The sequence below is a fragment of the Streptomyces sp. NPDC004327 genome (assembly GCF_042873935.1).
Taxonomy (GTDB): Bacteria; Actinomycetota; Actinomycetes; order Streptomycetales; family Streptomycetaceae; genus Streptomyces.
Window position 1 is genome coordinate 638,500 of record NZ_JBIAME010000002.1, and the last position, 24,746, is coordinate 663,245.

The 24,746-nt window shown below is 72.1% G+C and carries 23 protein-coding genes; 12 read left to right on the plus strand and 11 right to left on the minus strand.

The genetic code is table 11. From position 1 onward, the window contains the following. Nucleotides 1-80 precede the first annotated feature (80 nt). Nucleotides 81-923: a class I SAM-dependent methyltransferase gene (locus ACFYU9_RS08910; protein ID WP_389343757.1), complete on the plus strand. Its 843-nt coding sequence runs from the start codon at nt 81-83 to the stop codon at nt 921-923. A 9-nt stretch (nt 924-932) separates the two neighbouring features. Here the strand turns inward: ACFYU9_RS08910 and ACFYU9_RS08915 are convergent, their stop codons facing one another. Beyond that, on the minus strand, nt 933-1,787 hold the full coding sequence (locus tag ACFYU9_RS08915) for a serine hydrolase domain-containing protein (protein WP_389343760.1): 855 nt from the start codon (nt 1,785-1,787) through the stop codon (nt 933-935). A 61-nt stretch (nt 1,788-1,848) separates the two neighbouring features. Between ACFYU9_RS08915 and ACFYU9_RS08920 the strand changes: the two genes are divergently transcribed. Then, nucleotides 1,849-2,268, plus strand: coding sequence for a MerR family transcriptional regulator (locus tag ACFYU9_RS08920; RefSeq protein ID WP_389205802.1), 420 nt, complete (start codon nt 1,849-1,851; stop codon nt 2,266-2,268). Next, the gene (locus ACFYU9_RS08925; RefSeq protein WP_389205800.1) at nt 2,265-3,293 is read left to right on the plus strand and encodes an aldo/keto reductase; all 1,029 of its coding nucleotides are present in this window, start codon (nt 2,265-2,267) and stop codon (nt 3,291-3,293) included. Before ACFYU9_RS08920 ends, ACFYU9_RS08925 begins: the two co-directional genes overlap by 4 nt. Nucleotides 3,294-3,327: 34 nt before the next feature. On the opposite strand, the gene ACFYU9_RS08930 is transcribed toward ACFYU9_RS08925, so the two are convergent. The 7 genes from ACFYU9_RS08930 to ACFYU9_RS08960 form a co-directional block, all read right to left on the minus strand. Next, nucleotides 3,328-4,527 carry an acyltransferase gene (locus ACFYU9_RS08930; protein WP_389205797.1) on the minus strand — a complete coding sequence of 400 codons (1,200 nt, stop codon included), beginning with the start codon at nt 4,525-4,527 and terminating at the stop codon, nt 3,328-3,330. After that, complete coding sequence (locus ACFYU9_RS08935) at nt 4,524-5,606, minus strand: alpha/beta hydrolase (protein ID WP_389343763.1); 1,083 nt, start codon at nt 5,604-5,606, stop codon at nt 4,524-4,526. The genes ACFYU9_RS08930 and ACFYU9_RS08935 overlap by 4 nt, the downstream gene beginning before the upstream one ends. 214 nt (nt 5,607-5,820) lie before the next feature. Further along, complete coding sequence (locus ACFYU9_RS08940) at nt 5,821-6,504, minus strand: response regulator (RefSeq protein ID WP_389205793.1); 684 nt, start codon at nt 6,502-6,504, stop codon at nt 5,821-5,823. Between the two features lie 129 nt (nt 6,505-6,633). Beyond that, nucleotides 6,634-7,947, minus strand: coding sequence for a sensor histidine kinase (locus ACFYU9_RS08945; RefSeq protein ID WP_389343766.1), 1,314 nt, complete (start codon nt 7,945-7,947; stop codon nt 6,634-6,636). A gap of 271 nt (nt 7,948-8,218) precedes the next feature. Beyond that, the gene (locus tag ACFYU9_RS08950; protein ID WP_389205789.1) at nt 8,219-9,148 is read right to left on the minus strand and encodes a DUF4429 domain-containing protein; all 930 of its coding nucleotides are present in this window, start codon (nt 9,146-9,148) and stop codon (nt 8,219-8,221) included. A 97-nt stretch (nt 9,149-9,245) separates the two neighbouring features. Continuing rightward, nucleotides 9,246-10,469 (minus strand): alpha/beta hydrolase, encoded by a 1,224-nt coding sequence (locus tag ACFYU9_RS08955; RefSeq protein ID WP_389205787.1) that lies wholly within the window; start codon nt 10,467-10,469, stop codon nt 9,246-9,248. Nucleotides 10,470-10,718: 249 nt separating this feature from the next. Next, nucleotides 10,719-11,348, minus strand: coding sequence for a TetR family transcriptional regulator (locus ACFYU9_RS08960; RefSeq protein WP_389205785.1), 630 nt, complete (start codon nt 11,346-11,348; stop codon nt 10,719-10,721). A gap of 162 nt (nt 11,349-11,510) precedes the next feature. Here ACFYU9_RS08960 and ACFYU9_RS08965 point away from each other — a divergent pair, with 162 nt between their 5' ends. Continuing rightward, nucleotides 11,511-13,142, plus strand: a complete 1,632-nt coding sequence (locus ACFYU9_RS08965; protein WP_389343769.1) for an MFS transporter — start codon at nt 11,511-11,513, stop codon at nt 13,140-13,142. Between the two features lie 147 nt (nt 13,143-13,289). Then, entirely contained in the window at nt 13,290-13,658 is a 369-nt protein-coding gene (locus ACFYU9_RS08970; protein ID WP_389205781.1) for a peptidase inhibitor family I36 protein, read from the plus strand. Here the strand turns inward: ACFYU9_RS08970 and ACFYU9_RS08975 are convergent. Beyond that, on the minus strand, nt 13,639-14,475 hold the full coding sequence (locus ACFYU9_RS08975; RefSeq protein WP_389205779.1) for a potassium channel family protein: 837 nt from the start codon (nt 14,473-14,475) through the stop codon (nt 13,639-13,641). The genes ACFYU9_RS08970 and ACFYU9_RS08975 overlap by 20 nt on opposite strands. A 93-nt stretch (nt 14,476-14,568) precedes the next feature. Next, nucleotides 14,569-17,301 carry a pyruvate dehydrogenase (acetyl-transferring), homodimeric type gene (aceE, locus tag ACFYU9_RS08980; RefSeq protein WP_389343772.1) on the minus strand — a complete coding sequence of 911 codons (2,733 nt, stop codon included), beginning with the start codon at nt 17,299-17,301 and terminating at the stop codon, nt 14,569-14,571. 416 nt (nt 17,302-17,717) lie between these two features. On the opposite strand from aceE, the gene ACFYU9_RS08985 reads away from it, so the two are divergent. The 6 genes from ACFYU9_RS08985 to ACFYU9_RS09010 all read left to right on the plus strand — a co-directional run bounded on the left by ACFYU9_RS08985 (nt 17,718) and on the right by ACFYU9_RS09010 (nt 22,284). Continuing rightward, nucleotides 17,718-18,140, plus strand: coding sequence for a DUF3052 domain-containing protein (locus ACFYU9_RS08985; RefSeq protein WP_389205775.1), 423 nt, complete (start codon nt 17,718-17,720; stop codon nt 18,138-18,140). 148 nt (nt 18,141-18,288) lie between these two features. Then, a complete protein-coding gene (locus ACFYU9_RS08990; protein WP_389205773.1) occupies nt 18,289-18,747 on the plus strand; it encodes a peroxiredoxin in 459 nt (152 codons plus the stop codon). A gap of 150 nt (nt 18,748-18,897) precedes the next feature. Continuing rightward, complete coding sequence (locus tag ACFYU9_RS08995) at nt 18,898-19,473, plus strand: TerD family protein (RefSeq protein ID WP_389205771.1); 576 nt, start codon at nt 18,898-18,900, stop codon at nt 19,471-19,473. 138 nt (nt 19,474-19,611) lie between these two features. Next, nucleotides 19,612-20,187, plus strand: a complete 576-nt coding sequence (locus ACFYU9_RS09000; RefSeq protein WP_389205769.1) for a TerD family protein — start codon at nt 19,612-19,614, stop codon at nt 20,185-20,187. Nucleotides 20,188-20,217: 30 nt separating this feature from the next. Further along, nucleotides 20,218-21,366, plus strand: coding sequence for a DUF475 domain-containing protein (locus tag ACFYU9_RS09005; RefSeq protein WP_389343775.1), 1,149 nt, complete (start codon nt 20,218-20,220; stop codon nt 21,364-21,366). A gap of 186 nt (nt 21,367-21,552) precedes the next feature. Further along, nucleotides 21,553-22,284 carry a Tellurium resistance gene (locus tag ACFYU9_RS09010; RefSeq protein ID WP_389205765.1) on the plus strand — a complete coding sequence of 244 codons (732 nt, stop codon included), beginning with the start codon at nt 21,553-21,555 and terminating at the stop codon, nt 22,282-22,284. 222 nt (nt 22,285-22,506) lie between these two features. Here ACFYU9_RS09010 and ACFYU9_RS09015 read toward each other — a convergent pair whose 3' ends face one another. After that, nucleotides 22,507-23,358 carry a TerD family protein gene (locus tag ACFYU9_RS09015; RefSeq protein WP_389343778.1) on the minus strand — a complete coding sequence of 284 codons (852 nt, stop codon included), beginning with the start codon at nt 23,356-23,358 and terminating at the stop codon, nt 22,507-22,509. Nucleotides 23,359-23,512: 154 nt separating this feature from the next. Between ACFYU9_RS09015 and ACFYU9_RS09020 the strand changes: the two genes are divergently transcribed. Then, nucleotides 23,513-24,697: an HpcH/HpaI aldolase/citrate lyase family protein gene (locus ACFYU9_RS09020; RefSeq protein ID WP_389205761.1), complete on the plus strand. Its 1,185-nt coding sequence runs from the start codon at nt 23,513-23,515 to the stop codon at nt 24,695-24,697. Nucleotides 24,698-24,746 lie beyond the last annotated feature (49 nt).

Sequence of the window (24,746 nt, forward strand, 5' to 3'; positions counted from 1 at the left end):
TAATCGGGATTGCGGGTTTGGGCAGCCGCCCATACTGTTTGGGCGAGCGCCCATTCTCGGGTTCACCGCAGGAGGAAGCCATGTCGCACATCGTCAACACCGCGCAGGAGCAGGCCTGGAACGGCCCCGAAGGCACCCACTGGGCCCGCCACCAAGGCCGCTGGAACGCCGTCAACGAGGGCTTCGACGAGCCGCTGCTCACCGCCGCCGGGATCGGCGAGGGCCACCGCACCCTCGACGTCGGCTGCGGCTCCGGCCAGACCACGCTCCTCGCCGCCCGGCGCGCGCCCCGGGGCCGGGCCCTCGGCCTCGACCTCTCCGGACCGATGCTCGCCGAGGCCCGCGCCCGCGCCGCCCGCGAGAACGTCGGCAACGCCGACTTCACCCGCGGCGACGCCCAGACGCACCCGCTGGAGGCGGCCGCCTTCGACGCCGCGATCAGCCGCTACGGCGTGATGTTCTTCGCCGACCCCGAAGCCGCCTTCGGCAACATCGGCCGCGCCCTGCGCCCCGGCGGCCGGCTCGCCTTCGTCAGCCCGGCCGAACCGGAGCTCAACGACTGGCTCGTGGCCATGACCTCGCTGCGCGGCATCCTGCCGGTCGGCGACGTGGGCACGCCCGGAGCGCCCGGCATGTTCTCCCTGGACTCCCCGGACCGGATCCGCGCGATCCTCACCGCCGCCGGCTTCACCGGCATCGCCGTCGACCGGGCCGAGGCGTACGGGACCTGGGGCCGGGGCGCCGAGGACGCCGCCGGCTTCCTCCTGGAGTCCGGCCCCGGCCGGCACTTCATGGACCGGGCCGAGGCGCCCGTGCGCGACCGCGCCCGCCGCGCCCTCACCGACCACCTGCGCGCCCACGAGACGGCGGACGGCACGGTGCGGCTGCGCAGCGCGGCCTGGCTGGTCACGGCCGCCCGCTGAGGCGGCGGACTACCGGGTGCGGAGCTCCGCGAGCACCGCGTCCGTGAACGGCGGCCACGCCTCGATCGCCCACGGGCCGAAGGGCCGGTCCGTCAGCACCACGCACGCGGCGCCCGTGGCGCCCCCGTCCGCCCACCTGGCGTCCGGGTCGATCCACAGGAAGGTGCCGGCCTGGCCGAAGTGCCCGAACGTCCGCGGCGAGGACATCGCACCGGTCCAGTGCGGCGCCTTGCCGTCGCGGATCTCGAAGCCGAGGCCCCAGTCGTTCGGCCGCTGGTGCCCGTAGCCCGGCAGGATGCCGGTCAGACCCGGGTACGTCACCGTCATCGCGTCGGCCACCGTGCGCGCGTCGAGCAGCCGCGGCGCCTGCACCTCGGCGGCGAAGCGCACCAGGTCGTCGACGGTCGACACGCCGTCCTTGGCCGGCGAGCCCTCCAGCGTCGTGCTCGCCATGCCGAGCGGCTCCAGGACGGCCTGGTGCAGATACTCGGCGAAGGGGATGTCGGTGGCCTTGGCGACATGGTCGCCGAGCGCCTCGAAGCCGGTGTTGGAGTAGATCCGGCGGGTGCCGGGCGCGGCCATCACCCGGTTCTCGTCGAAGGCGAGGCCGGAGGTGTGGGCGAGCAGATGCCGCACGGTCGCGCCCTCGGGCCCGGCCGGCTCGTCCAGGTCGATCGCCCCCTCCTCGTACGCGACGAGCACCGCGTACGCCGCGAGCGGCTTGGTCACGGAGGCGAGCGGGAAGCGGTGGCCGGTGGGGCCGTGGGCCCCGGCCAGGGTGCCGTCCGCGCGGACGACGGCGGCGGCCGCGGTGGGGACGGGCCAGTTCTCGACGGACGCCAGGCTCTTCAAGCTGCTCTGCATGCGGCCGAGCCTACTTCGCGGGCTTGCCTAGAGTGGACTCGAAGTCTCTAGCGTGGAGGTCATGAGCGTGATCGACAGCACGAGCGCCGCGGTGACGGCCCCTGCCCGGGAGCGGTTCACCATCAGCGAGGTGGCGGCCCTGACCGGACTCTCGGCGCACACCCTGCGCTGGTACGAGCGGATCGGCCTCATGCCGCACGTGGACCGTTCGCACACCGGCCAGCGCCGGTTCGGCCGCAAGGACCTGGACTGGCTCGCCTTCGTCGGCAAGCTGCGGCTCACCGGCATGGCGGTCGCCGACATGGTCCGCTACGCCGAGCTGGTCCGGGAGGGCGCGCACACCCACGACCAGCGCCGGGCCATCCTGGAGGGCACCCGGACCGACGTCGTGGCCCGCATCGCCGAGCTCCAGGACGCCCTGGCCGCGCTCGACCTCAAGATCGATCACTACGCGACCGTCTGCGGAGGCACCCCGTCATGACCACACTGCACGGCAAGATCGACACCGTCCGTCTCGGCGGCCCCGACGGACCCGCGATCGGCGTCCAGGGCTTCGGCGCCATGGGCATCAGCGAGTTCTACGGCGACACCGACGAGGCCGCGGCCCGCGACACCCTCGACGCGGCCCTGGAGGCCGGCGTCACCCTCATCGACACGGCGGACGCCTACGGTCTCGGCGCCAACGAGGAGTTCCTGGCCCCGTTCGTCGCCGCGCACCGCGACGAGATCGTCATCGCCACCAAGTTCGCCTTCGAGCGGCGCGCCGACGACCCCTCGTACCGCGGCATCAACAACGACCCCGCCTACATCCGCAGGTCCGTCGAGGGCAGCCTGCGCCGCCTCGGCATCGAGACCATCGACCTCTACTACATGCACCGCCGCGACCCGGCCGTGCCGCTCGCCGAGTCCGTCGGCACGATGGCCGAGCTCGTGAAGGAGGGCAAGGTCCGGCAGCTGGGCCTGAGCGAGGTGACCGGGGCCGAGCTGCGCGAGGCGTACGCGGTGCACCCGATCGCCGCCCTCCAGTCGGAGTGGTCGCTGTTCTCCCGGGACGTCGAGCGCAGCGCGGTCGGCGCGGCCGCCGAGCTCGGCGTGACCTTCGTGCCGTACTCGCCGCTCGGCCGCGGCTTCCTCACCGGCTCCTTCGCGGACGCCGCCAAGGAGCTCCCGGCCGGCGACTTCCGCCGCCACCAGCCCCGCTTCACCGGCGAGAACGCGGAGCGCAACGCGACCCTGCTCGAACCCCTCCGCACGATCGCGGCCGAGCACGACGCCACCCCGGCCCAGATCGCCCTCGCCTGGGTGCAGCAGCGCGCCGCCGTCCACGGCCTGGACGTCGTCCCGATCCCCGGCACCCGCAAGCGCTCCCGCCTCCTGGAGAACGCGGCCGCCACCCGCATCGTCCTCGACGCCCCGCAGCTCGCGGCCCTGGAGCCGATCGCGGGCCTGGTGACGGGCGACCGCTACCCGGACATGACGTCCACCTCGGCGGCCCGCGAGGGCTGAGGCCGCTGAGGGGCGCCTCGCGAGGAGCCGCTCCTCACGAGAGCCCGAGGGCGAACACCGCGAAGCCCGCCGCCAGCACCCCCGCCGCCGTGCGGCGGGCGGTGCCGGTGCGCGTCCACGGCGACTCGAAGCCCCGCGCGTACCGGCCGACGAGGACGAGCAGCCCGGCGAACAGCGGCATCCAGGCGAGCCGCGCCAGGATCCAGCCGACCGAGTCGGGCGTGCCGACCAGTCCGGTCAGCTCACCTCCGTACGAGGCGGGGATCGCGGCCGCGAGCATCGCCGTCTGGTGCCAGCACAGGATGGTCATCGCGGACAGGTTGATCACCACCACCGGCGCCCACAGCCCGGGCCGCCGCTTCAGGAGCCCGCCGAGCCGTTCGCGCAGCAGGATCGCGGCGCCGCTCTGCGCGGCGCCGAGCGCGAGGACGAGCAGCGACGGCGGGTGCGAGTTGGTGCGCGCCGCGCCGGGCACGCCCACCATCGAGGCCGGGTAGCCGAACCACAGCAGCAGCGCCGCGAACAGCGCGACGCCACCGGCGAACAGCCCCCAGGCGTGCCGCCGGGTGACCCGGCCCTCGCCCCAGGAGACACCGAGCTGGTACGCGAAGAGCCAGCCCGGCAGGATCGTCAGCAGGCCCAGCCAGGACGGCACGGCGTCGGCGTACGGCCCGTAGCGCAGGAAGTCGACGGCCGCGACCGAGCCGATCAGCGGCGCCGCCGCCCACACGCCGAGCCGCCGCGCGGCGCGCACGCAGTACGGAGTGAGCGCGGTGACGACCACGTACACGCCCACGAACCACAAGGGCTGCACCACCAGCGTCGACGCCGTCCGCAGCGTGCCGTACGGCACGCCGAAGCCGTAGTGCAGCAGCGGCAGCAGCGTCGCCCACACGGCGGTCACGCCGAGCACCGGCCGGCCGAGCCGGGCCAGCCGCCCGCCGAGCCACGCGCGCGTGCTGCCGGGGCGGCGCCGGTAGGAGAGGACGGAGGCGTAGCCGCCGACCAGGAAGAAGATCCCGAGCATCTGCAGGATCCAGCTGACCGGCGCGAGCCCGCCGAACGAGGAGAGCGGGCTCGCGTTGTGGATCGCGCCGTCGGCGGAGAGCGTGAAGCCGCCGAGCAGCCAGTGCCCGGTGGGCACGGCGAGCAGCGCGAGGGCGCGCAGCCCGTCGATCGCGCGGTCGCGGTGGGCGGGGGTGCCCGCCTCGATCCTCTCGACGAGCTTGTTCATCGGACGGCTCCGGCGGCGTCCCGGCCGGCGTTCCCGGCGGTGTCACCGGAGTTGCTTCCGTCTCCGTCTCCGTCTCCGTCGGCGTCTCCGTCGGCGATCGCGGCGAAGGCGCGGAGCGAGGACGTGCCGGGCGCGAAGTAGCCGTCGTGGCCGTCCGCGTCGTCGGCGGGGATGCGGCGGGCCCCGAACGCGGGCTCCGTCGGATCGGCGCCGTGCCCGAGCCCGGCGAACTCGACGTTCGGCACCCGGTCGATCCAGTCGGTCGGGTTCTTCGCCGCCCACACCCGGGCCGTGGTGCCCAGGCCCGCCACGTCGTCCGCCCGCATCCCGGGCGAGGCGATCGCCACCAGGTCCTTCGCCTTGACCGCGTGCGCCGCGAGCCCGCAGACCACGGACCCGTAGCTGTGGCAGAACAGCGCCGGCTCGGCCGCGCCGACCGCCCGCAGCCCCTCGGTGAAGCGGGTGAGCCGTGCGGCGCCCGCTTCCGCGAGGTCACCGGTGGCCGCGTCGATCCCGACCCCGACGGGGGTCGTGTACCCGGCCCAGGCGACGACGGCGGTCCGGCCGCCGGTCGCCGTGCGCAGCGCCTCCGCCTTGCTCGTGAGCGGCGCGAGGTGGCCGGCGTCGACGTCCGAGCCGGGCACGATCACGGCCACGTGCTCGGCCTCGGCCAGGTCCCCGTACACCAGGACGGCCTGCCCGCGGCCCCGGGAATCGTACGCGAGGACCTGCCCCGCTCCGCCGAAGCGGCCGTGGGTCGTACGGGCGTTGGCCTCGTAGCGCAGGGCGAGCGGCACGCCGTCGAGGTTGCCGACGACGGTCGGGTGGGTCCGCACGAGCTGCTGCTGCCGCTCGGGGCTCAACCCGTGGAAGTACGCGGCGACCTGATCGGCCGTCATCCGCTCCGGGTCCGGCAGCCCGTCGGCCCGCCAGGCCGCAGTCCCGACCGGCGCGCCGGTCACCGGCTGCTGGGAGCTGCCGGCCGCCCAGCCGGCCGTACCGGCCACGGCGGTGGCGGCGGCGACCAGGGTCCTGCCGATCCGGGTCCGCGTGATCCGGGTCCTGGTGAAGCGGCGCATGCGGCCCTCCCTTTCCGTTCCTGTCTCTCCCGTGCTGGCGAGAGGAAGGTAGGAACGGAACGGGTGACGGCACGTCACACCAGGGCGCCAACCCCGAACTCATACCGGGGTAGGGGGCGGAGGAGCGGCGGGCCCGAGGCCGGGGCGGGGGTTTTCCCCCGGGGGCTGCCCGGAGCGCGCCGTCGCCGGCGCCGCCGCGGGCCGCGGCGCGGGGTCACCGGCCGCCGGGGGTCACGAGGCCCGACTCGTACGCGAACACCACCGCCTGCGCCCGGTCGCGCAGGTCCAGCTTGGCCAGCACCCGCCCGATGTGCGTCTTCACGGTCTGCTCGGCGACCACCAGGCTCTCGGCGATCTCCTGGTTCGACAGGCCACGGGCGATCAGTTCCAGGACCTCCGTCTCGCGCGGGGTGAGCCCGTTGAGGCGCAGCGCGGCCCGGTCGGCGCGCGGGGCGGCGGGCCGCGACGCGGCGAAGTCCGCGATCAGCCGGCGGGTCACGGACGGCGCGAGGAGCGCCTCGCCCGCCGCGACCACCCGTACCGCCGCGATCAGGTCGGCCGGCGGCGCGTCCTTGAGCAGGAAGCCCGAGGCGCCGGCGCGCAGCGCCTCGTACACGTAGTCGTCCACGTCGAAGGTGGTGAGCATGAGCACCTTGGGCCGGTGCACCACGCCGACCGGAGGGTTCAGGATCTCGCGCGCCGCCGCGAGCCCGTCGAGCTCCGGCATCCGTACGTCCATGAGGACCACGTCCGGGTGCGTGCTCCGCGCCACCTCGATGCCCTGCCGGCCGTCCGGTGCCTCACCCACCACGTCGATGTCGGTCTGCGCGGCGAGCAGGGCGGCGAAGCCCGCCCGCACCATGGCCTGGTCGTCGACGATGATCACGCGGATGGTCACAGGGCGCCCTCGGGGTCGGTCGGTTCGGGGTGGGGCCGTCGGTCCGGGCCCGGGTCGGTCCGGTCAGGCGGTCAGCCCGCGTCGGTCCGTCCGGTCGGTCTACCCGATCCGCCTGGTCGGTCCAGCCGGTCAGCTCGGGTCGGTCAGCGGCATCCGGGCGGCGACCCGGAAGCCCCCGTCCGGCAGCGGCCCGGTGTCGAGCGAGCCGCCCGTCAACCGTACGCGCTCCCGCATCCCGACGAGCCCGTGTCCGGTCCCGTCACCGCCCTCGACCGGCCCCGAACCGTTCCCGTCCGCGGGCCCGTTGACGACCAGGACGTTCAACCAGCCCTCGGCGTCGCCCCCTACGGACACCCGGGTGGTCGCCCCCGGCGCGTGCCGGACCACGTTGGCCAGCGCCTCCTGCACGATCCGGTACGCCGACAGGTCCACCAGCGGCGGCAGCTTCGCCAGGTCCAGGTCGGCCGCGAGCGACAGTTCGGCCGGCACCCCGGCCCGTACCGTCGCCTCCACCAGCTGCTGCACCCGGTCGAGCCCCGGCTGCGGCGCCCGCTCGCCCTCCGTGCCCTCGCTGCGCAGCACCGCGAGCAGCCGCCGCATCTCGGCCAGCGACTCGCGCGCCCCGGCCGCGATCGACGCGAACTCCTCGCGGGCCGGCTCCGGCAGGCCGGGGATGCGGTACGGGGCGGAGTCGGCCTGCACGGTGATCACCGACATGTGGTGGGCGACCACGTCGTGCAGCTCGCGGGCGATCCTGGTTCGCTCCTCCAGGAGCGTGCGGCGGGCCCGTTCGGCCTCGCTGATCGTCTCCTGCTCCACGAGCCGCCGCTCGGCCTCGCCGCGCCCGCGCAGGGTCGCGGTGAGCAGCAGCAGGACGCCGCTGAGCACGAACAGGACGATCGGGATGCCGTCGACGCGGCCCGGCGAGACCAGCGCGAACATCGCCCCGGCCGCGCCGGTCATCAGCCACACCCCGAGCAGCGCGCGCCGAGACTCGCGCGGCCCGAGCGCCAGCATCAGGGCGAGGTAGCCGACCACCACCATCGGCGTCCACGGCCAGGGGCGCCCTTCGGCCGCATCGCCGATGAGCAGCACGAATCCGCCGGCGACGTCCGCCGTGAAGATCACCCACCACGCCTGCAGGGGGCGGGTGACGGCGACGAGCAGCGGCACGGTCTGGGCGGTGCCGAGCGCGCCGGCGACGGCGCCGTTGACCCCGTAGTCGCGGATGAGCACGGCGATGGTGACGGGCAGCAGCGCGGCGACGAAGACGAAGGCGACGCCGTACGGCAGCCACCGCACCCAGGGCGTGGCCGCCCGCGCGAGCAGCGCCTCGCCGTGTCCGGTGGGGGTGGCGAGGGCGACGCCGATGCTCTTGACCAGTTCCCGGGCCCGCACCGCGGCCTGCGGCATGTGCGGCGCGTGCCGCTTCGTGTCCTTCATGGTGCGCTCAGCCTAGGCAGCGGAGCCGGACCCTCACGTCATACCGGGGTGCGGGCCTCGGGGTCGTACTCCGGTATGACCCCGACGCCGTCGACGGTGCTCGGGAGCCCGACCCCGTCGAGGGTGCTCGGGAGCCCGGTCCGGTTCGGGAGTCCGACCCCGTCGATTGTGCTCGGAACCCCGCCCCTGTTCGGAACCCCGCCCTGCCCGGGATTCCGCCCCTGTTTGGGACCCCCGGCACCCGTCGTCCGACACCCGTTCGGGGGGCCGCTCAGAGCTCCGCGAGCAGTTCCGCCTTCTTCGCGGAGAACTCCTCATCCGTGACGAGCCCCGCCCGGTGCAGGTCGCCCAGGTGGCGAATCCTTTCCGCAATGCCCGCCGGATCCCGCTGCGGCACCGTCACCGGCACCCGCGCCGACGCCCCGCGGATCGCCGCGAGCACCGAGGCCGCGAACGGCAGGGACTGGTGGACCGGCCCGTAGCCGAGGCCGAAGACGACGGACGCCGGGTCGTGGTCGGGCTGCACCGGCCGGCCGTCCGCACCGTCCGTGGTCCCGCGCACGGCCCCGCCCACGGTCCCGCCGCCCGGTGTGCCCAGCGCGCCGTCCGCCGCGCCGTCGCGGGTGACCAGCCGCAGATAGCCGTCGAATATCTCGGGCGAGCGCCACTCGACGCCGCTGAGCTCCCGTACCCGGAAGGTCTGGTCGCCGGCCTTCCACTTCTCCGAGGACGCGCCCGACCAGGACCAGCGGAAGGACACCTCCGACACCCCGTCGAAGCTCGCCTTGCCGTCGTACGCCTTGAAGGACTGCGGCCCCTCCGGCGCCGCCACCAGGAAGCCGTCCGCGGGCAGGCCGTCGTCCTCGGGCGGGAGGACCGCGCGCAGCTCGTCGCGGTAGTACTCGGCCAGCGTCTCCTTGTCGGCGGGCAGCACCAGGCGGTACGGGTCGGACCCGTCCTTCAGCTGCCCCGCCGCCGCCTCCATCAGCGGATCGGCTCCGGCGCGCGGCACGGCGTGCAGCACGACGGTGCCCCGCGCCCCCGGCGTCAGCGTCACCGACGCCAGCGCCTCGTGCGGGACGCGCCTCTCGCGCAGCGCCTGGAAGAGCTTCGGTGCGCGGATCCCCCGTTCGAAGCGGATGACGACGGCGTCGCTCTCGAACTCCCAGGTGGCATGAATTCCGGCCAGCACATCACCCATACGCCTCATCGTATGCGGCGTATGCCCCGACGTCGCCCCTCCGTAACCACCGTAAATCCGCCGCGACGCACCGGTGCCACTCGGAGCGCTACGCGCGTCAGGAGGCTTCGGCGCCGAAGATTCCACGGAGGCAAGCGCTGTCTGCGGTCGAGCAGGTCAGCGAACGATACGAGCCGACGCCTATCGCCGCGAAGTTCTCCAGGCTGCCCGTGCCCGGCACGAAGTAGCCCGCGTGACCGTCCGCCCCGGCCGCCGAGAGGAGCCGCGCGCCGAACTCCGGAGCCACCGGGTCGGCGCCGTGCCCGACCCCGCCGAGCTCCAGGTGCGGCACGTCCGCGATCCAGTCACCGGAGTCCCGCATGGCCCAGATCCGGGCCGGGGTGTCCAGGTCGGCGGCCTTCTCGGCGCGCATCCCGGGACTGCCGGCCACCACCACGTCGGTCACCCGCGCGGGCAGCCGGGGCGCGGCGACGCCGCACAGCACGGAGCCGTAGCTGTGGCAGAAGAGCGTGATCCGCGAGTCCCCGGGCAGCGCGCCGGTGAGGTCGACGAGCCGGACCGCGCCCCGCTCCGCCAGCTCACCGATGGCCGCGTCGATGCCCACGCCGACCGGCGCGGTGTAGTCGGCCCAGGCGATCACGGCCGTACGGGTGCCGGGATCGGCCCGGCGCTCGGCGGCGTACAGCGACCCGGCCATGCCGACGACCGCCGAGTAGGGGCGGTTGGTCTTCTGGAAGTTCAGCAGGTTGGTGTCGACCCCGGGCACGATCACGGAGACCCGCCGGGCCCGCTGGAGGTCGCCCAGGACCTCCGCCGTCCGCCCCGTACCGCTGGGATCGAAGGCGAGTATCTGGCGGCCGGGCAGCATCAGCGACCGGAAGCGGTCGACCCGGCGCTGCGCCTCGTGGCGGCCGTCGTCGGTGAGCCTCGGGTCGTCGACCCGGCCCCGCTCGGCGGCCAGCGCCAGGCCGAGCGAGATCCGGTTGGCGCGGTAGCGCAGGGTGACGGGGGCGCCGTTGAGATTGCCCACGACGAACGGGTGTGCGGCGGCGAGCCGGGCGCTCTGCGCGGGGCCCGCGCCGGCGAAGAACGCGGCGATCGTACGGGCCGGGGCCGACGGGTCGGGCAGCGGACGGCCGCCCATCCGGTCGCGCGCCCAGGCGGCGAGCGCCTGCGCCCGGGTGTCGCCCGGGCTGGGCTGATGCCTGATCGTCGTCCATCCGGTGGTGGCGAGGAGTACGAACACGACGGCCAGCGCGAGCAGCGCGCGCCAGACGGAGAGGGCGACCGAGAGAGCGGGGTCGGAGTCGAAGGAAGACATTGGGGGCCACCCTAGGGGCCGCCCCGGGGCGACCGTGCCGCGAGTGACGCGGATCACGCGGAGTGGTGGGGCGCGGTGACGCGGGGTGAGGAGACGTGCGCGTGGGGGCGGGTGCCGGGGCGGGTGCGGAGGAAGGCGCGAGGCGGGGGAGCGAGGGCGGGTCCAGCGGGTCCCCGAGCGGGTCTCGGTGGGTCCAGGCCGGTCGCAGGCAGGCCCGGGCCGGTCCCAGCCCGTCCGGATTCGGCGGGGTCAGGGGCGCCAGCGTGGGGCGAGCGCGGCGCCCAGCTGGTCGAGGTACCGCTCGGTGACCATGCGGAGCGACTCCAGGGTCATCTCCTCGCCCCGGACCCAGATCTGGCCGGTCACCCGCATGACGCCGCCGAACGCGGCGACCGCGACCCGCGGGCGGGGATCCTTGTCCACGTCCAGTCCCTCGCGCTCGGCGATCACGCGGGCGAGGGTGTCCTCCATCCCCGTGCTGCGGCGCAGGTGGACGGCGAGCAGGGCCGGCGTGGACTCGATGAGGTGGAAGGTGCGGATGTACAGCTCGACGGGGACGACCTCCTCGATCGCCTCGCCGATGGTGTCCCAGGAGCCGAGCACCGCGTTGCGCAGCGCGTCGAACGGGCCCTCCTCGGGCGGCCGCTCGGCCAGCGAGCGCAGGAAGCGCTCCTCCACCATCTGCTGGACGGCGAAGGCCACGTCCTCCTTGGTGGCGAAGTAGCGGAAGAAGGTCCGCTGGGAGACGTCCACCGTGTCGGCGATCTCGTCGACGGTGGTCCGCTCGTACCCCTGGGTGGTGAACAGCTCCAGGGCCACCCGGATCAGCGCGTCGCGGGTGCGCTGCTTCTTGCGCTCGCGCAGGCCGGGAACCGTCACGTCCGGCGCCCCTCTTCCGTCGTTTTCCGTCGGGTCTTCCGTCGGCTCTTCCGTCATGCCTTCGCCGTTTGGTCCTGCTCAGCGTACCTGTGAGCTACGTGACAGTTACCGGCGCGTGAATCGCTTTGTCAATTGTCAGCGGCTGACACTAGCCTCGTTTTCATGACTAGTCAGATCACCGTGGAAAAGGCCCCGCAGGGTCAGGGGGGTGACCCGGAGCCGGAGCAGGCCGTCGTGCCTCCGGCGAAGGGACTGCGCGGTCACCCGTGGCTGACCCTCTTCAGCGTCGCAGTGGGCGTCATGATGGTCGCGCTCGACGGCACGATCGTCGCCATCGCCAACCCCGCCATCAAGGAAGACCTCCAGGCCTCGCTGGCCCAGGTCCAGTGGATCACCAACGGCTACCTGCTCGCGCTGGCCGTCGCCCTCGTCACCGCGGGCAAGCTCGGCGACCGCTTCGGCCACCGGCAGACCTTCCTCATCGGCATCACCGGCTTCGCCGCCGCCTCCGGCCTGATCGGCCTGTCCGGCTCCATCGGGCTGGTGATCGCCTTCCGCGTCCTCCAGGGCCTCTTCGGCGCCCTGCTCATGCCGGCCGCGCTCGGCCTGCTGCGCGCCACCTTCCCGGCCGAGAAGCTCAACATGGCCATCGGCATCTGGGGCATGGTCATCGGCGCCTCGACCGCCGGTGGCCCGATCGTCGGCGGCCTGCTCGTCGAGAAGGTCAGCTGGCAGTCCGTCTTCTTCATCAACGTGCCGGTCGGCGTCCTCGCGCTCGTCCTCGGCCTCGTGATCCTCAAGGACCACCGCGCCGAGAACGCGCCGCGTTCGTTCGACGTCCTCGGCATCCTGCTGCTCTCCGCCGCGATGGCCGCCCTCATCTGGGGCATCATCAAGGCCGGCGAGTCCTGGGGCTGGGGCGGCGCCAAGACGTGGGGCTGCCTGATCGGCGCGGTCGTGCTCTTCGTCCTGTTCGCGGTGTGGGAGACCAGGGCCAAGGAGCCGCTGATCCCGCTGAAGATGTTCCGCTCCGTGCCGCTGTCGGCCGGCGTGGTCCTCATGGTCCTGATGGCCTTCGCCTTCATGGGCGGCCTCTTCTTCGTCACCTTCTACCTGCAGGGCGTGAAGGGGCTCAAGCCGGTCGACGCCGGTCTGCACCTGCTGCCGCTCACCGGCATGATGATCGTCTCCTCGCCGCTGGCGGGCGCGCTGATCACCAAGTTCGGCCCGCGGGTCCCGCTGGTCGGCGGCATGGTGTGCACCGCCGTCGCGATGTTCGGCATGATCACCCTGACCCCCGGCACCGGCACCCTCACCATGTCGCTGTGGTTCGGGCTGCTCGGCCTCGGCCTGGCCCCGGTCATGGTCGGCGCCACCGAGGTCATCGTCGGCAACGCGCCGCTGGAGCTGTCCGGTGTCGCCGGCGGTCTGCAGCAGGCCGCGATGCAGGTCGGCGGCGCGCTCGGCACGGCGGTGCTCGGCGCCGTCATGTCCTCCAAGGTGTCGACCGCCTTCGGCGAGCACTGGCAGGCCGCCCACCTGCCCGGCCCGGCCGACCCGCGTCTGGAGCAGGCCGCGGAGTTCGGGATGGTGCCGCCGGAGCTGGCCAAGGCGCCGGGCATGACGCCCGAGATCGTCCAGGTCATCGGCAAGGTCATCCACGACACCTTCATGGACGGCATGGGCCTCGCCTTCACCGTCGCCGGTGTCGTCGCCGTCGTCGCGGCGCTGGTCGCCACGCTCACCAAGCGCGGTGAGAACGCGGAGGCGGGCGCGGGCGCGGCCCACATCTAGAACGCGCAGGTCATCGCAGGTCATTCAGGGGGTCCCATGGGGGGCCGTCACCCGTTCGCGTGAACGGGGGCGGCCCCTCTTCCCTTCGGGCCGGACTCTCCGTCATGCTCTTGGTTACAGAGAGTTACGAAACGGGGGTTCACCAGCATGTATACGAAGACCGTCCTGGCCGCCACGGCCGTCCTGACCGCCCTCCTGGCGGCACCCGCGACCGCCGCCGGCGGCGGCACCGCGCTCGGCGCCTGCGGGCCCGGCCAGCTGTGCCTGTGGCCGAAGGCCGACTTCAAGGGCAAGGCCCAGGTCCACGAGCTGTCCTCGGTCGACATCGAGAGCTGCATCGCCCTGCCGGCCGGCACCAGCGCCCAGTCCCTGGCCAACCGGACCGGGCGGCCGGTCACCACCTACCAGTCCGCGGAGTGCGCGGAGACCGGAGAGTTCGAGACCTACCCGGGCAGAGGCACCTGGGCGCCCCAGATGCCCTATCAGGTGAGGGCGTTCAAGATCTGGGAGAGGTAGAGGAGGAGGTAGAGGAAGGGGCGGAGGCGGGCGCGGGGGCCGGGACCTCGGGGGAGTGCGGGGCGCGGGCCGGACCCTGGTCCCGGTCCGGGGCCGCCGCCGGGGCCGAGAGGCGGGCGACCTCGGCCCGCAGGGCGCGCACCTCGGCGGTCAGCGTCTCCAGGAGCTCGGTCTGCCGGCGCTCGACCTCGTCGTCCCGGTCGAAGCGGGAGATGAACCAGGCCGCGATGTTGGCGGTCACCACACCGAGCAGCGCGATTCCGGACAGCATCAGGCCCACCGCGAGCACCCGGCCCGGCCCGGTCGTCGGGGAGTGGTCGCCGTAGCCGACGGTGGTCATCGTGGTGAAGGACCACCACAGCGCGTCCCCGAGCGTCTTGATGTTGCCGTTCGGGGCGTCCCGCTCCACGTGCAGCACCGCCAGCGAGCCGAACATCAACAGCCCGACCACCGCGCCCGCCACATACGTGGTGAGCGTTATCTGCGGGGCCATCCGGGCCCGCCGGCCCACCAGGAGGAGCGTGGAGACCACCCTGAGCAGCCGCAGCGGCTGCACCATCGGCAGTATCACCGCGAGCAGGTCCAGCGGATGGCCGCGCACGAAGGCCCAGCGGGCCGGCGCGAGCGCGAGGCGCACGAGATAGTCGAGGGCGAACGCCGCCCACACCGCCCACTCCACATGGGTGCACAGCCGGTGCACCCATGGCGCGGCGCCCGGCGCCGCGATCGGCACGGCGTACGCGGCGCCGAACGCCACGGCCAGCACCAGCAGCGGCACCTGGGTGTGCTTCTCCCAGCGATCTCTCATGCACCGCATCGTAGGGAAGGTCCGGGGACGCCGAAGGGCGGCGGGACCGGGGCCCCGCCGCCCTCACCAGGCACGACGTGTTGGGTCGTGCGTCGTACGGTGCTACGCGTCGCCGCCGGCCGCGCCCGGGTGGGCGGCGGTGACGTCGAGCAGCTGGTAGCGGTCGATGGCCTGCTTGAGGGCCGAGCGGTCGACCTTGCCGTCGCGGGCCAGCTCCGTCAGGACCGCGAGCACGATCGACTGGGCGTCGATGTGGAAGAAGCGGCGGGCCGCGCCCCGGGTGTCCGCGAAGCCGAAGCCGTCCGCGCCCAGCGAGGTGTAGCGGCCCGGCACCCAGCGGGAGATCTGGTCCGGCACCGAGCGCATCCAGTCCGAGACCGCCACGAACGGGCCCTCGGCACTCTGGAGCTTGCGCGTCACGTACGGGACGCGCTGCTCCTCCTCAGGGTGGAGCAGGTTGTGCTCCTCGACGGCCACGGCCTCGCGGCGCAGCTCGTTCCACGAGGTAGCGGACCAGACGTCGGCGCGGACGTTCCACTCCTCGGCGAGGATCCGCTGGGCCTCCAGGGCCCACGGCACGCCGACGCCGGAGGCCATGATCTGCGCCGGGATCGAGCCGGCCTCGCCGCGCCGGTAGCGGTGGATGCCCTTGAGGATGCCCTCGACGTCCACGTCCGCCGGCTCGGCCGGGTGCTGGATCGGCTCGTTGTAGACCGTGAGGTAGTAGAAGACGTCCTCGGCCTGCGGGCCGTACATGCGGCGCAGACCGTCCTGGACGATGTGCGCGATCTCGAAGCCGAAGGCCGGGTCGTAGGCGACACAGCCCGGGTTCGTCGAGGCGAGGAGGTGGGAGTGGCCGTCGGCGTGCTGGAGGCCCTCGCCGGTCAGCGTCGTGCGGCCGGCGGTGGCGCCGAGCACGAAGCCGCGGGCGAGCTGGTCGGACATCTGCCAGAACTGGTCGCCGGTGCGCTGGAAACCGAACATCGAGTAGAAGACGTAGACCGGGATGAGCGGTTCGCCGTGCGTGGCGTAGGCCGAGCCGGCGGCGATCAGCGAGGCGGTGCAGCCCGCCTCGGAGATGCCGTCGTGCAGCATCTGGCCGGTCGGGGACTCCTTGTAGGCGAGCAGCAGTTCGCGGTCGACGGCCTCGTACTGCTGGCCGAGCGGGTTGTAGATCTTGGCGCTCGGGAAGAACGAGTCCATGCCGAAGGTGCGGTACTCGTCGGGCGCGATCAGCACGAAGCGCTTGCCGATCTCCTTGTCCCGCATCAGGTCCTTGAGCAGCCGGACGAAGGCCATCGTGGTGGCGATCTGCTGCTGGCCGGAGCCCTTCTTCACCGCCGCGTAGGTCTTGTCGTCCGGCAGCACCAGCGGCTTGGCGCGGACCACACGGGTGGGCACGTACCCGCCGAGCGCCTTGCGGCGGTCGTGCATGTACTGGATCTCCTCGGAGTTCCGGCCCGGGTGGTAGTAGGGCGGCAGGCCCTCCTCCAGCTGCTTGTCCGTGACCGGGATGTGCAGCCGGTCGCGGAAGCGCTTCAGGTCGTCGACCGTCAGCTTCTTCATCTGGTGGGTGGCGTTGCGGCCCTCGAAGTTGGGGCCCAGCGTCCAGCCCTTGACGGTCTTGGCGAGGATCACCGTCGGCTGGCCCTTGTGGGCCTTGGCCGCGGAGAAGGCAGCGAAGATCTTCTTGTGGTCGTGACCGCCGCGGCCCAGGTGCAGGATCTGGTCGTCGGTCATGCCCTCGACCATGGCCCGCAGCCGCTGGTCGTCGCCGAAGAAGTGGTCGCGGATGTAGCCGCCGGTCTCCGTCGCGTACGTCTGGAACTGGCCGTCCGGCGTCGTGTTCATCCTGTTGACCAGGATGCCGTCGCGGTCCTGCGCGAGCAGCGGGTCCCAGGAGCGGTCCCAGATCAGCTTGATGACGTTCCATCCGGCACCGCGGAAGACCGACTCCAGCTCCTGGATGACCTTGCCGTTGCCGCGCACCGGGCCGTCGAGGCGCTGCAGGTTGCAGTTGACGACGAAGGTGAGGTTGTCCAGGTTCTCGCGGGCCGCGAGGGTCAGCTGGCCGAGCGACTCCGGCTCGTCCATCTCGCCGTCGCCCAGGAAGGCCCACACGTGCGACTTGGAGGTGTCGGCGATGCCGCGCGCCTCCATGTAGCGGTTCATCCGGGCCTGGTAGATCGCGCCGAGCGGGCCGAGGCCCATCGACACGGTCGGGAACTCCCAGAAGTCCGGCATGAGCCGCGGGTGCGGATAGGAGGACAGGCCGTCGGGGAACTTCGACTTCTCCTGGCGGAAGGCGTCGAGCTGCCGCTCGTTCAGCCGGTCGAGCAGGAAGGCGCGGGCGTAGATGCCGGGGGAGGCGTGGCCCTGGAAGAAGATCTGGTCGCCGCCGTCGCCCTCGTCCTTGCCGCGGAAGAAGTGGTTGAAGCCGACGTCGTAGAGCGAGGCGGAGGAGGCGAAGGTCGCGATGTGGCCGCCGACGCCGATGCCGGGGCGCTGGGCGCGCGAGACCATCACGGCCGCGTTCCAGCGGGTGGCGTTGAGGACCTTGCGCTCGATCTCCTCGTTGCCGGGGAAGAAGGGCTCGTCCCGGGTGGCGATGGTGTTGACGTAGTCCGTGCTGCGCATCTCGGGCACGGCGACGCGCTTCTCGCGGGCCCGCTCGATCAGCCGGAGCATGAGATAGCGGGCGCGCTCCCGGCCCCGCTCGTCGACGGCGGCGTCCAGGGAGTCGAGCCATTCCCGGGTCTCTTCCGGGTCGAAGTCCGGGACCTGGCTGGGAAGGCCGCCAATGATGATCGGGTTGCGATCGGATGCGGAAGCCACGCTGTTCCTTCGCTGGTCGGTGGAGCCCGCGGGGGAGGGGGCCCCGCTGCGGCCGGGATGTTCATCGTCTACCCCGCCGACGGCAAACGTCATCTTTACCGAGCGGTAACCCTCTCGGGGTGCCTTGTTCGGTCAAATCGCAACCTTACGCTCATCCCGCGCATGCGTTTCGGCAGCTCGTTCGGCAGACTGAAGCCGCAGAAGCTCACATTGCAGGGCGAAGCGTGCATGTCTCGTCACGGAGCGCGACGGGTGTTCGCCGGAAGTTGCGGCGAGACGGCCCCAAACGTCACCGTTTCGGCGGTCTCATCGGCCGGGTACTTGCGCGATCCGCCCCGGCACGTGTGGACTACGGCCAGTGCCGCGCGTACGCGCGCGGACGAAGCATTTTCCGATACATGATCAGGAGGCAAGCCGTGAGCGCGACCGCGGACCACGCGGAGGAGCGGACCAACCCGGCAGCGAGGCTGGGGTTCGAGCCCGGACAGGTGGTCCAGGAGATCGGTTACGACGACGACGTCGACCAGGATCTCCGTGAAGGCATCGAGTCCATCATCGGCCAGGAACTCGTTGACGAGGACTACGACGACGTCGCCGACGTCGTGCTGCTGTGGTTCCGCGACGAGGACGGTGACCTCACCGACGCCCTGGTGGACGCCATCGGTCTTCTGGAGGAGGGCGGCATGATCTGGCTGCTCGTCCCGAAGACCGGTCGCGACGGCTACATCGAGCCGAGCGACATCCAGGATGCCGCGCAGACCGCAGGTCTCTCCCAGACCAAGAGCATCAGCGTCGCCAAGGACTGGTCGGGCACCAAGCTCGCCACCCCGAAGCGCTGACCCCCCATACGCTGCACGGAGCCCCCGCCGGACACCCCGGCGGGGGCTCTGCGCGTCCCGCCCCGGCCGCCCCGTAGGGTGCCCCTTAGGGTGGGTTTCACCGATTCGGCCCAAGGGCCGGCCCGCCGGCGAAAGGGATGCGTACGCGATGGCGATCGAGATCGGCGCCCAGGCCCCCGACTTCGAGCTGAAGGACAACCACGGCCGCACCGTGCGGCTCTCCGCCTTCCGCGGCGAGCGCAACGTCGTCCTCTTCTTCTACCCCTTCGCCTTCACCGGTGTGTGCACCGGCGAGCTGCGCGAGCTGCGCGACCACCTCGACTCCTTCGTCAACGACGACACCCAGCTGCTCGCCGTCTCCAACGACTCCATCCACACCCTGCGCGTCTACGGCGACCAGGAGGGCCTGGAGTTCCCGCTGCTCTCCGACTTCTGGCCGCACGGCGCCGCCTCGCGCGCGTACGGCGTCTTCGACGAGGACAAGGGCTGCGCGGTGCGCGGCACCTTCGTCATCGACAAGGCCGGCACGGTCCGCTGGTCCGTCGTCAACGCCCTGCCCGACGCCCGCGACCTCGACGACTACCTCAAGGCGCTCGCGGCGCTCTGAGCCACGCCGTCCGGGTCCGGACGGGCGGTGCTCCCCGCCACTCGGGCGAAACGTCTGTTTGTGCGGGGAACCCGTCACTAGGATCCAGACGTTGATCCGATGCCAACGCACGACTGGGGGCGCTGCCCCTGGAACACAATGGAGGGACTCGTGGGAGTCAGCCTCAGCAAGGGCGGCAACGTCTCGCTGACCAAGGAGGCCCCTGGCCTGACCGCCGTCACCGTCGGTCTCGGCTGGGACGTCCGCACCACCACCGGTACGGACTTCGACCTCGACGCCAGCGCCATCCTGGTGAACGAGACCGGCAAGGTACGCAACGACCAGGACTTCGTCTTCTTCAACAACCTGAAGAGCGCCGACGGCTCCGTCGAGCACACCGGTGACAACCTCACCGGCGAGGGCGAGGGCGACGACGAGCAGGTCAAGGTCAACCTGGCCGGCGTGCCGGCCGACGTGACCAAGATCGTCTTCCCGGTGTCCATCTACGACGCCGAGAACCGCCAGCAGTCCTTCGGCCAGGTCCGCAACGCGTTCATCCGCGTCGTGAACCAGAACGGCGGCGCCGAGATCGCGCGGTACGACCTCTCCGAGGACGCCTCGACCGAGACCGCCATGGTCTTCGGCGAGCTGTACCGCCACGGCGCGGAGTGGAAGTTCCGCGCCGTCGGCCAGGGGTACGCCTCGGGCCTGCGCGGCATCGCGCAGGACTTCGGCGTCAACGTCTGAGCCGACGCCGACGCCTGACACAGGCCGTCAGCACCCCGTCCGGCGCCGCACCCTCGGTGCGGCGCCGGACGTGCCTCATCGCACCGTCGGGCCCTGCCCGACCGCGCCTTCGCAGAACCCTCGGGGAGGACCATCATCATGGGCGTCACGCTCGCCAAGGGAGGCAATGTCTCCCTCTCCAAGGCCGCACCCAACCTCACCCAGGTGCTCGTGGGTCTCGGCTGGGACGCGCGCTCCACCACCGGAGCCCCGTTCGACCTCGACGCCAGTGCCCTGCTGTGCCAGTCGGGCCGGGTCCTCGGTGACGAGTACTTCGTGTTCTACAACAACCTGCGGAGCCCCGAGGGCTCCGTCGAGCACACCGGCGACAACCTCACCGGCGAGGGCGAGGGCGACGACGAGTCGCTGATCGTGGACCTCACCCAGGTCCCCGCCGCCTGCGACAAGATCGTCTTCCCCGTCTCGATCCACGAGGCGGACCTCCGCGGCCAGTCCTTCGGCCAGGTCAGCAACGCCTTCATCCGGGTCGTGAACCAGGCCGACGGCCAGGAACTCGCGCGCTACGACCTCTCCGAGGACGCCTCGACCGAGACCGCGATGATCTTCGGCGAGCTCTACCGCTACAACGGCGAATGGAAGTTCCGGGCGGTCGGACAGGGGTACGCGTCCGGACTTCGGGGCATCGCTCTAGACTTCGGGGTCAACGTTTCGTAAAGCCGCGTAAATATCACGATGGGGTAGACAGTGCTTCTGAAAACCTTCGGCTGGTCGTTCGCGATCACCGCCCTCGGCCTGATCGCCGCGGTGCTCTATGGAGGGTGGGAGGCTTTCGGGGTCGTCGCAATCCTCTGCATCCTCGAGATCTCGCTCTCCTTCGACAACGCGGTGGTCAACGCCGGAATCCTGAAGAAGATGAATGCCTTCTGGCAGAAGATCTTCCTCACGGTCGGCGTGCTCATCGCCGTCTTCGGCATGCGACTGGTCTTCCCCGTCGTGATCGTGGCGATCAGCGCCAAGATCGGCCCCATCGAGGCGGTCGACCTCGCGCTGAACGATGCCGACCGGTATCAGCAGCTCGTCACCGACGCCCACCCGTCGATCGCCGCCTTCGGTGGCATGTTCCTGCTGATGATCTTCCTCGACTTCATCTTCGAGGACCGTGACATCCAGTGGCTGCGCTGGATCGAGCGCCCGCTGGCCAAGCTCGGCAAGGTCGACATGCTGTCGGTCTGCATCGCGCTGATCGTCCTGCTCATCACCTCGATGACCTTCGCGACCCAGGCCCACCAGCACGGCGGCCTGCACGTCGACAAGGCCCAGACGGTGCTCGTCTCCGGCATCGCCGGCCTCATCACGTACCTCGTCGTCGGCGGTCTCTCCGGCTACTTCGAGAACAAGCTGGAGGAGGAAGAGGAAGCCGAGCACGAGGCCGAGGAAGAGGCCAAGCGCTCCGGCAAGCAGGTCCCGGCCGTCGTGCTCGCCGGCAAGGCCGCCTTCTTCATGTTCCTCTACCTGGAAGTCCTCGACGCCTCCTTCTCCTTCGACGGAGTCATCGGCGCCTTCGCCATCACCAACGACATCGTCCTGATGGCCCTCGGCCTCGGCGTCGGCGCCATGTACGTCCGTTCGCTGACCGTCTACCTGGTCCGCCAGGGCACCCTCGACGACTACGTCTACCTGGAGCACGGCGCCCACTACGCCATCGGCGCCCTGGCCGTGGTCCTCATGGTCACCATCCAGTACGAGATCCCCGAGATCGTCACCGGCGGCATCGGCGTCGCGCTCATCGGCTTGTCCTTCTGGTCCTCCGTCCGCCGCAACAAGGCCCTCGCGGCGGCCGAGGGAAAAGCTGACGCCTCGGACGACAAGGCCGAGGTGCCATCCGGAGTCTGATCCGGGACGCATCGACGCGTCCGGGGCGCACCCGGGGCGTATCCGGTGCGTATCCGGGGTGTGACAGCCCCGACAATGAGGAACGCTTCACTGCGGGGCGGCCGGAGCACCCGGCCGCCCCGCAGGCATGTCCGGCGAGTGGCATGTCCAGGAGCAGGAACGCGACGACAGTGGGGGTGGGGGCCCGTGGGCTTCTTCGACAATCTCTTCCCGGGCCGGGACCCGTTCGACTCCGGCGGCGCCGCCGCGAACTCCATCGACCTGACCCGCCGCCACCCCACGGTCTCCCTCACCAAGCAGGGCGCCGCCACCGGCAACCTCCGGGTCAACCTCTCCTGGCGGATGCGCACCTCCGACATCGGCGGCCCCCGCCGCTCCACCAGCCTGCTGCGCCACCCCCTCAAGCTCTTCAAGCCGGAGGAGGTCCAGGCCCACACCCAGGGCGTCGTCAACGTCGACCTCGACCTCGGCTGCCTCTACGAGCTGACCGACGGCAGCAAGGGCGTGATCCAGCCGCTCGGCAACTTCTTCGGCGAGCTCAACGAGGCGCCGTACGTGAAGCTCAGCGGCGACGACCGGTTCGGCGCGCCCTCCGGTGAGACGATCTTCGTCAACCTCGACCACCGCGACGAGATCAAGCGCCTGCTGTTCTTCGTCTACATCTACGACCAGACACCCGCCTTCGACCGCACCCACGCCAAGGTCACGCTCTACCCCAGCAACGGCCCGCGCATCGAGATCGAACTCGACGAGCACGCCCCGCAGGCCCGCTCCTGCGCCGTCTTCACCGTCGAGAACGTCAAGGGCGAGCTGATGGTCCGGCGCGAGGTGCGGTTCGTGTACGGCTTCCAGGCCGAGCTGGACCGGCTGTACGGGTGGGGCATGCAGTGGGGCCGGGGCTTCAAGACGAAGACCTGACAGGCGGGCCGGCCGCCGCGCAGGAGGGCGGCCGGGCACTGCCGGGCCGCCGCGTGTGCGGGCGGCCGGGCACCGTCGGCGGCCGGCACCGTCGGCGGCGGGGAAGGCCGTCAGCAGTCGACGCTGCCAGAGGTGAAAGCGTCAGCAGCCGGCGCCGTCGGCGGTCAAGGCCGTCAGCAGCCGGCGCTGCCAGTGGTGAAGGCCGTCAGCGGCCGACCCCCGTCAGCGGCCGACGAACTGCGGCCCCATCGGCGGCATCCGGAACTCCGGCGCCGCGTGCGGATAGCCGTACGCGGGAGCGGGAGCGGGAGCGGGCGCGGGCGCTGGCGAGGCGGCCGGCGCGCCGGTCGGCTGCGGATAGCCGTACGCCGGAGGCTGCGCCGGGGCCGGGGGAGCGGTGGGCTGCGGCGGTACGGCCGGGGTGTGGACGACCGTGGCGTCGGGGTCGTGCCCCAGGGCGGGCGCGGGCGCCTCGGCGGCCGGAGCCGCGCTCGGAGCCGCGCCGGGAGCCTCCACGCCGTCGTCGACCGACACCCCGAAGTCGGTGGCCAGGCCGACCAGACCCGTCGGATAGCCCTGCCCCACCGCCCGGAACTTCCAGCCGTCCCCGCGCCGGTACAGCTCGCCGCAGATGATCGCCGTCTCCTCGCCGGTCTCCGCCGACACGTCGAACAGCGCGAGCGGCTCGCCGCCCGCCGCGCCCGCGGCCGCGTCGTACACGAGGATCCGCAGGTCGGAGACGGACCGGAAGGTGCCGCCGTCGGAGGAGGCCGCGATCACCACGCGGTCGACCGAGGCGTCCAGGGAGCCCAGATCGGCCTCCACGGGGTCGGTCAGACCCTCCGGCTCCCGCTTCTTCGCGAGCCGCCGCACCATGCCCGACGGATGCCGGGGCTGGTTGTAGAAGACGAAGTCCTCGTCGGAGCGCACGCGCCCGTCCACCCCGAGCAGCAGCGCCGAGGCGTCCACGTCGGGCACCCCGGGGCCCGGGGTCCAGCGGAGCACGGCCCGTACGGCCGCGGTGTCGAGAGGGACGTTGGAGCCCTTCAGCATCGCGTGCGTCATGCCCGTCATCTTCCCTGCCCGCCCATCATCCGGACAACGCGGGGGGCCGGAAGCGGACGAGTTACCTGAACTTCATGCGCGCGGGGAACTAAGGACACCCTCCCCTACGTACTATTACCGGCCACATGTCGTCATCGGCCGCGAGCCCAGTCGGGGGAGATACATGCGTCATTTCGGGCACATCCCGGCCGCTGCGCGGGCCGGACTGTTCCACCAGGAGCCGGCCGAGTTCACGGCCGACTCCCCCGCGCCCACGCTCGCCGCGGCCCTCGGCGCCACGCTCTACAGCCCCGCCACCCGTCCGCGGCTCGCCGCCGACATCCGCAAGCAGGCGGCCCGCGGGGTCGTGTCCATGGTCCTCTGCCTGGAGGATTCGATCAGCGACGAGGACGTGGCGGCGGGCGAGGACAACCTGGTCCGGCAGTTCGCCGAGCTCGCGGCCACCGGCGCGGACGGCTCCGGCGCCGGCACCGACGTGCCCCTGCTCTTCATCCGCGTCCGCGAGCCGCACCAGATCACCGAACTGGTCGCCCGGCTCGGCGCGAGCATCCGGCTGCTGTCCGGATTCGTACTGCCCAAGTTCACCGAGACCCGCGGCCGGCCCTTCCTCGAAGCGCTCGGCGCCGCCGAGGAGAGCTGCGGCCGCCGCCTCTTCGCCATGCCCGTCCTGGAGTCCCCCGAGCTGCTCCACCTGGAGACCCGGGCCGGGACACTGGCCGGAATCGCCTCCCTCACCGACAAGTACCGCGAGCGGATCCTCGCCCTCCGCCTCGGCGTCACCGACTTCTGCTCCGCCTACGGGCTGCGCCGCTCGCCCGACATGACCGCGTACGACGTCCAGATCGTCGCCTCCGTCATCGGCGACGTCGTCAACGTCCTCGGCCGCTCCGACGGCAGCGGCTTCACCGTCACCGGACCCGTCTGGGAGTACTTCCGGCCCGGCGAGCGCATGTTCAAGCCCCAGCTGCGCCGCAGCCCCTTCCTGGAGGGGCGCGCCGAGGACCTGCGCACCGCGCTCATCCAGCACGACCTCGACGGACTGCTCCGCGAGATCGAACTCGACCGCGCCAACGGCCTCCTCGGCAAGACCTGCATCCACCCCAGCCACGTGGTGCCGGTGCACGCGCTGTCCGTGGTCACCCACGAGGAGTTCAGCGACGCCCAGGACATCCTGCGGCCGGAACGCGACGGCGGCGGGGTGCTCCGCTCCGCGTACACGAACAAGATGAACGAGGTGAAGCCGCACCGCGCCTGGGCCGAGCGCACCCTCCGGCGCGCCGAGGTCTTCGGCGTCGCCCGCGAGGACGTCGGCTTCGTGGAGCTGCTCACCGCCGGCCTCGCCGCATAGCGACCGGCACGGGAAAGGAAGACGACGACGTGGTGTGGACCGGAACCTG

Coding starts and splice junctions, on each gene's coding strand:
- ACFYU9_RS08930 (WP_389205797.1), bottom strand. CDS start 4,527: ATGAACAAGCTCGTCGAGAGGATCGAGGCGGGCACCCCCGCCCACCGC.
- ACFYU9_RS08935 (WP_389343763.1), bottom strand. CDS start 5,606: ATGCGCCGCTTCACCAGGACCCGGATCACGCGGACCCGGATCGGCAGG.
- ACFYU9_RS08950 (WP_389205789.1), bottom strand. CDS start 9,148: ATGGGTGATGTGCTGGCCGGAATTCATGCCACCTGGGAGTTCGAGAGC.
- ACFYU9_RS08910 (WP_389343757.1), top strand. CDS start 81: ATGTCGCACATCGTCAACACCGCGCAGGAGCAGGCCTGGAACGGCCCC.
- ACFYU9_RS08915 (WP_389343760.1), bottom strand. CDS start 1,787: ATGCAGAGCAGCTTGAAGAGCCTGGCGTCCGTCGAGAACTGGCCCGTC.
- ACFYU9_RS08990 (WP_389205773.1), top strand. CDS start 18,289: ATGGCGATCGAGATCGGCGCCCAGGCCCCCGACTTCGAGCTGAAGGAC.
- ACFYU9_RS08945 (WP_389343766.1), bottom strand. CDS start 7,947: ATGAAGGACACGAAGCGGCACGCGCCGCACATGCCGCAGGCCGCGGTG.
- ACFYU9_RS08955 (WP_389205787.1), bottom strand. CDS start 10,469: ATGTCTTCCTTCGACTCCGACCCCGCTCTCTCGGTCGCCCTCTCCGTC.
- ACFYU9_RS08925 (WP_389205800.1), top strand. CDS start 2,265: ATGACCACACTGCACGGCAAGATCGACACCGTCCGTCTCGGCGGCCCC.
- ACFYU9_RS08975 (WP_389205779.1), bottom strand. CDS start 14,475: ATGCGGTGCATGAGAGATCGCTGGGAGAAGCACACCCAGGTGCCGCTG.
- ACFYU9_RS09015 (WP_389343778.1), bottom strand. CDS start 23,358: ATGACGGGCATGACGCACGCGATGCTGAAGGGCTCCAACGTCCCTCTC.
- ACFYU9_RS09000 (WP_389205769.1), top strand. CDS start 19,612: ATGGGCGTCACGCTCGCCAAGGGAGGCAATGTCTCCCTCTCCAAGGCC.
- ACFYU9_RS08920 (WP_389205802.1), top strand. CDS start 1,849: ATGAGCGTGATCGACAGCACGAGCGCCGCGGTGACGGCCCCTGCCCGG.
- ACFYU9_RS09020 (WP_389205761.1), top strand. CDS start 23,513: ATGCGTCATTTCGGGCACATCCCGGCCGCTGCGCGGGCCGGACTGTTC.
- ACFYU9_RS08970 (WP_389205781.1), top strand. CDS start 13,290: ATGTATACGAAGACCGTCCTGGCCGCCACGGCCGTCCTGACCGCCCTC.
- ACFYU9_RS08965 (WP_389343769.1), top strand. CDS start 11,511: ATGACTAGTCAGATCACCGTGGAAAAGGCCCCGCAGGGTCAGGGGGGT.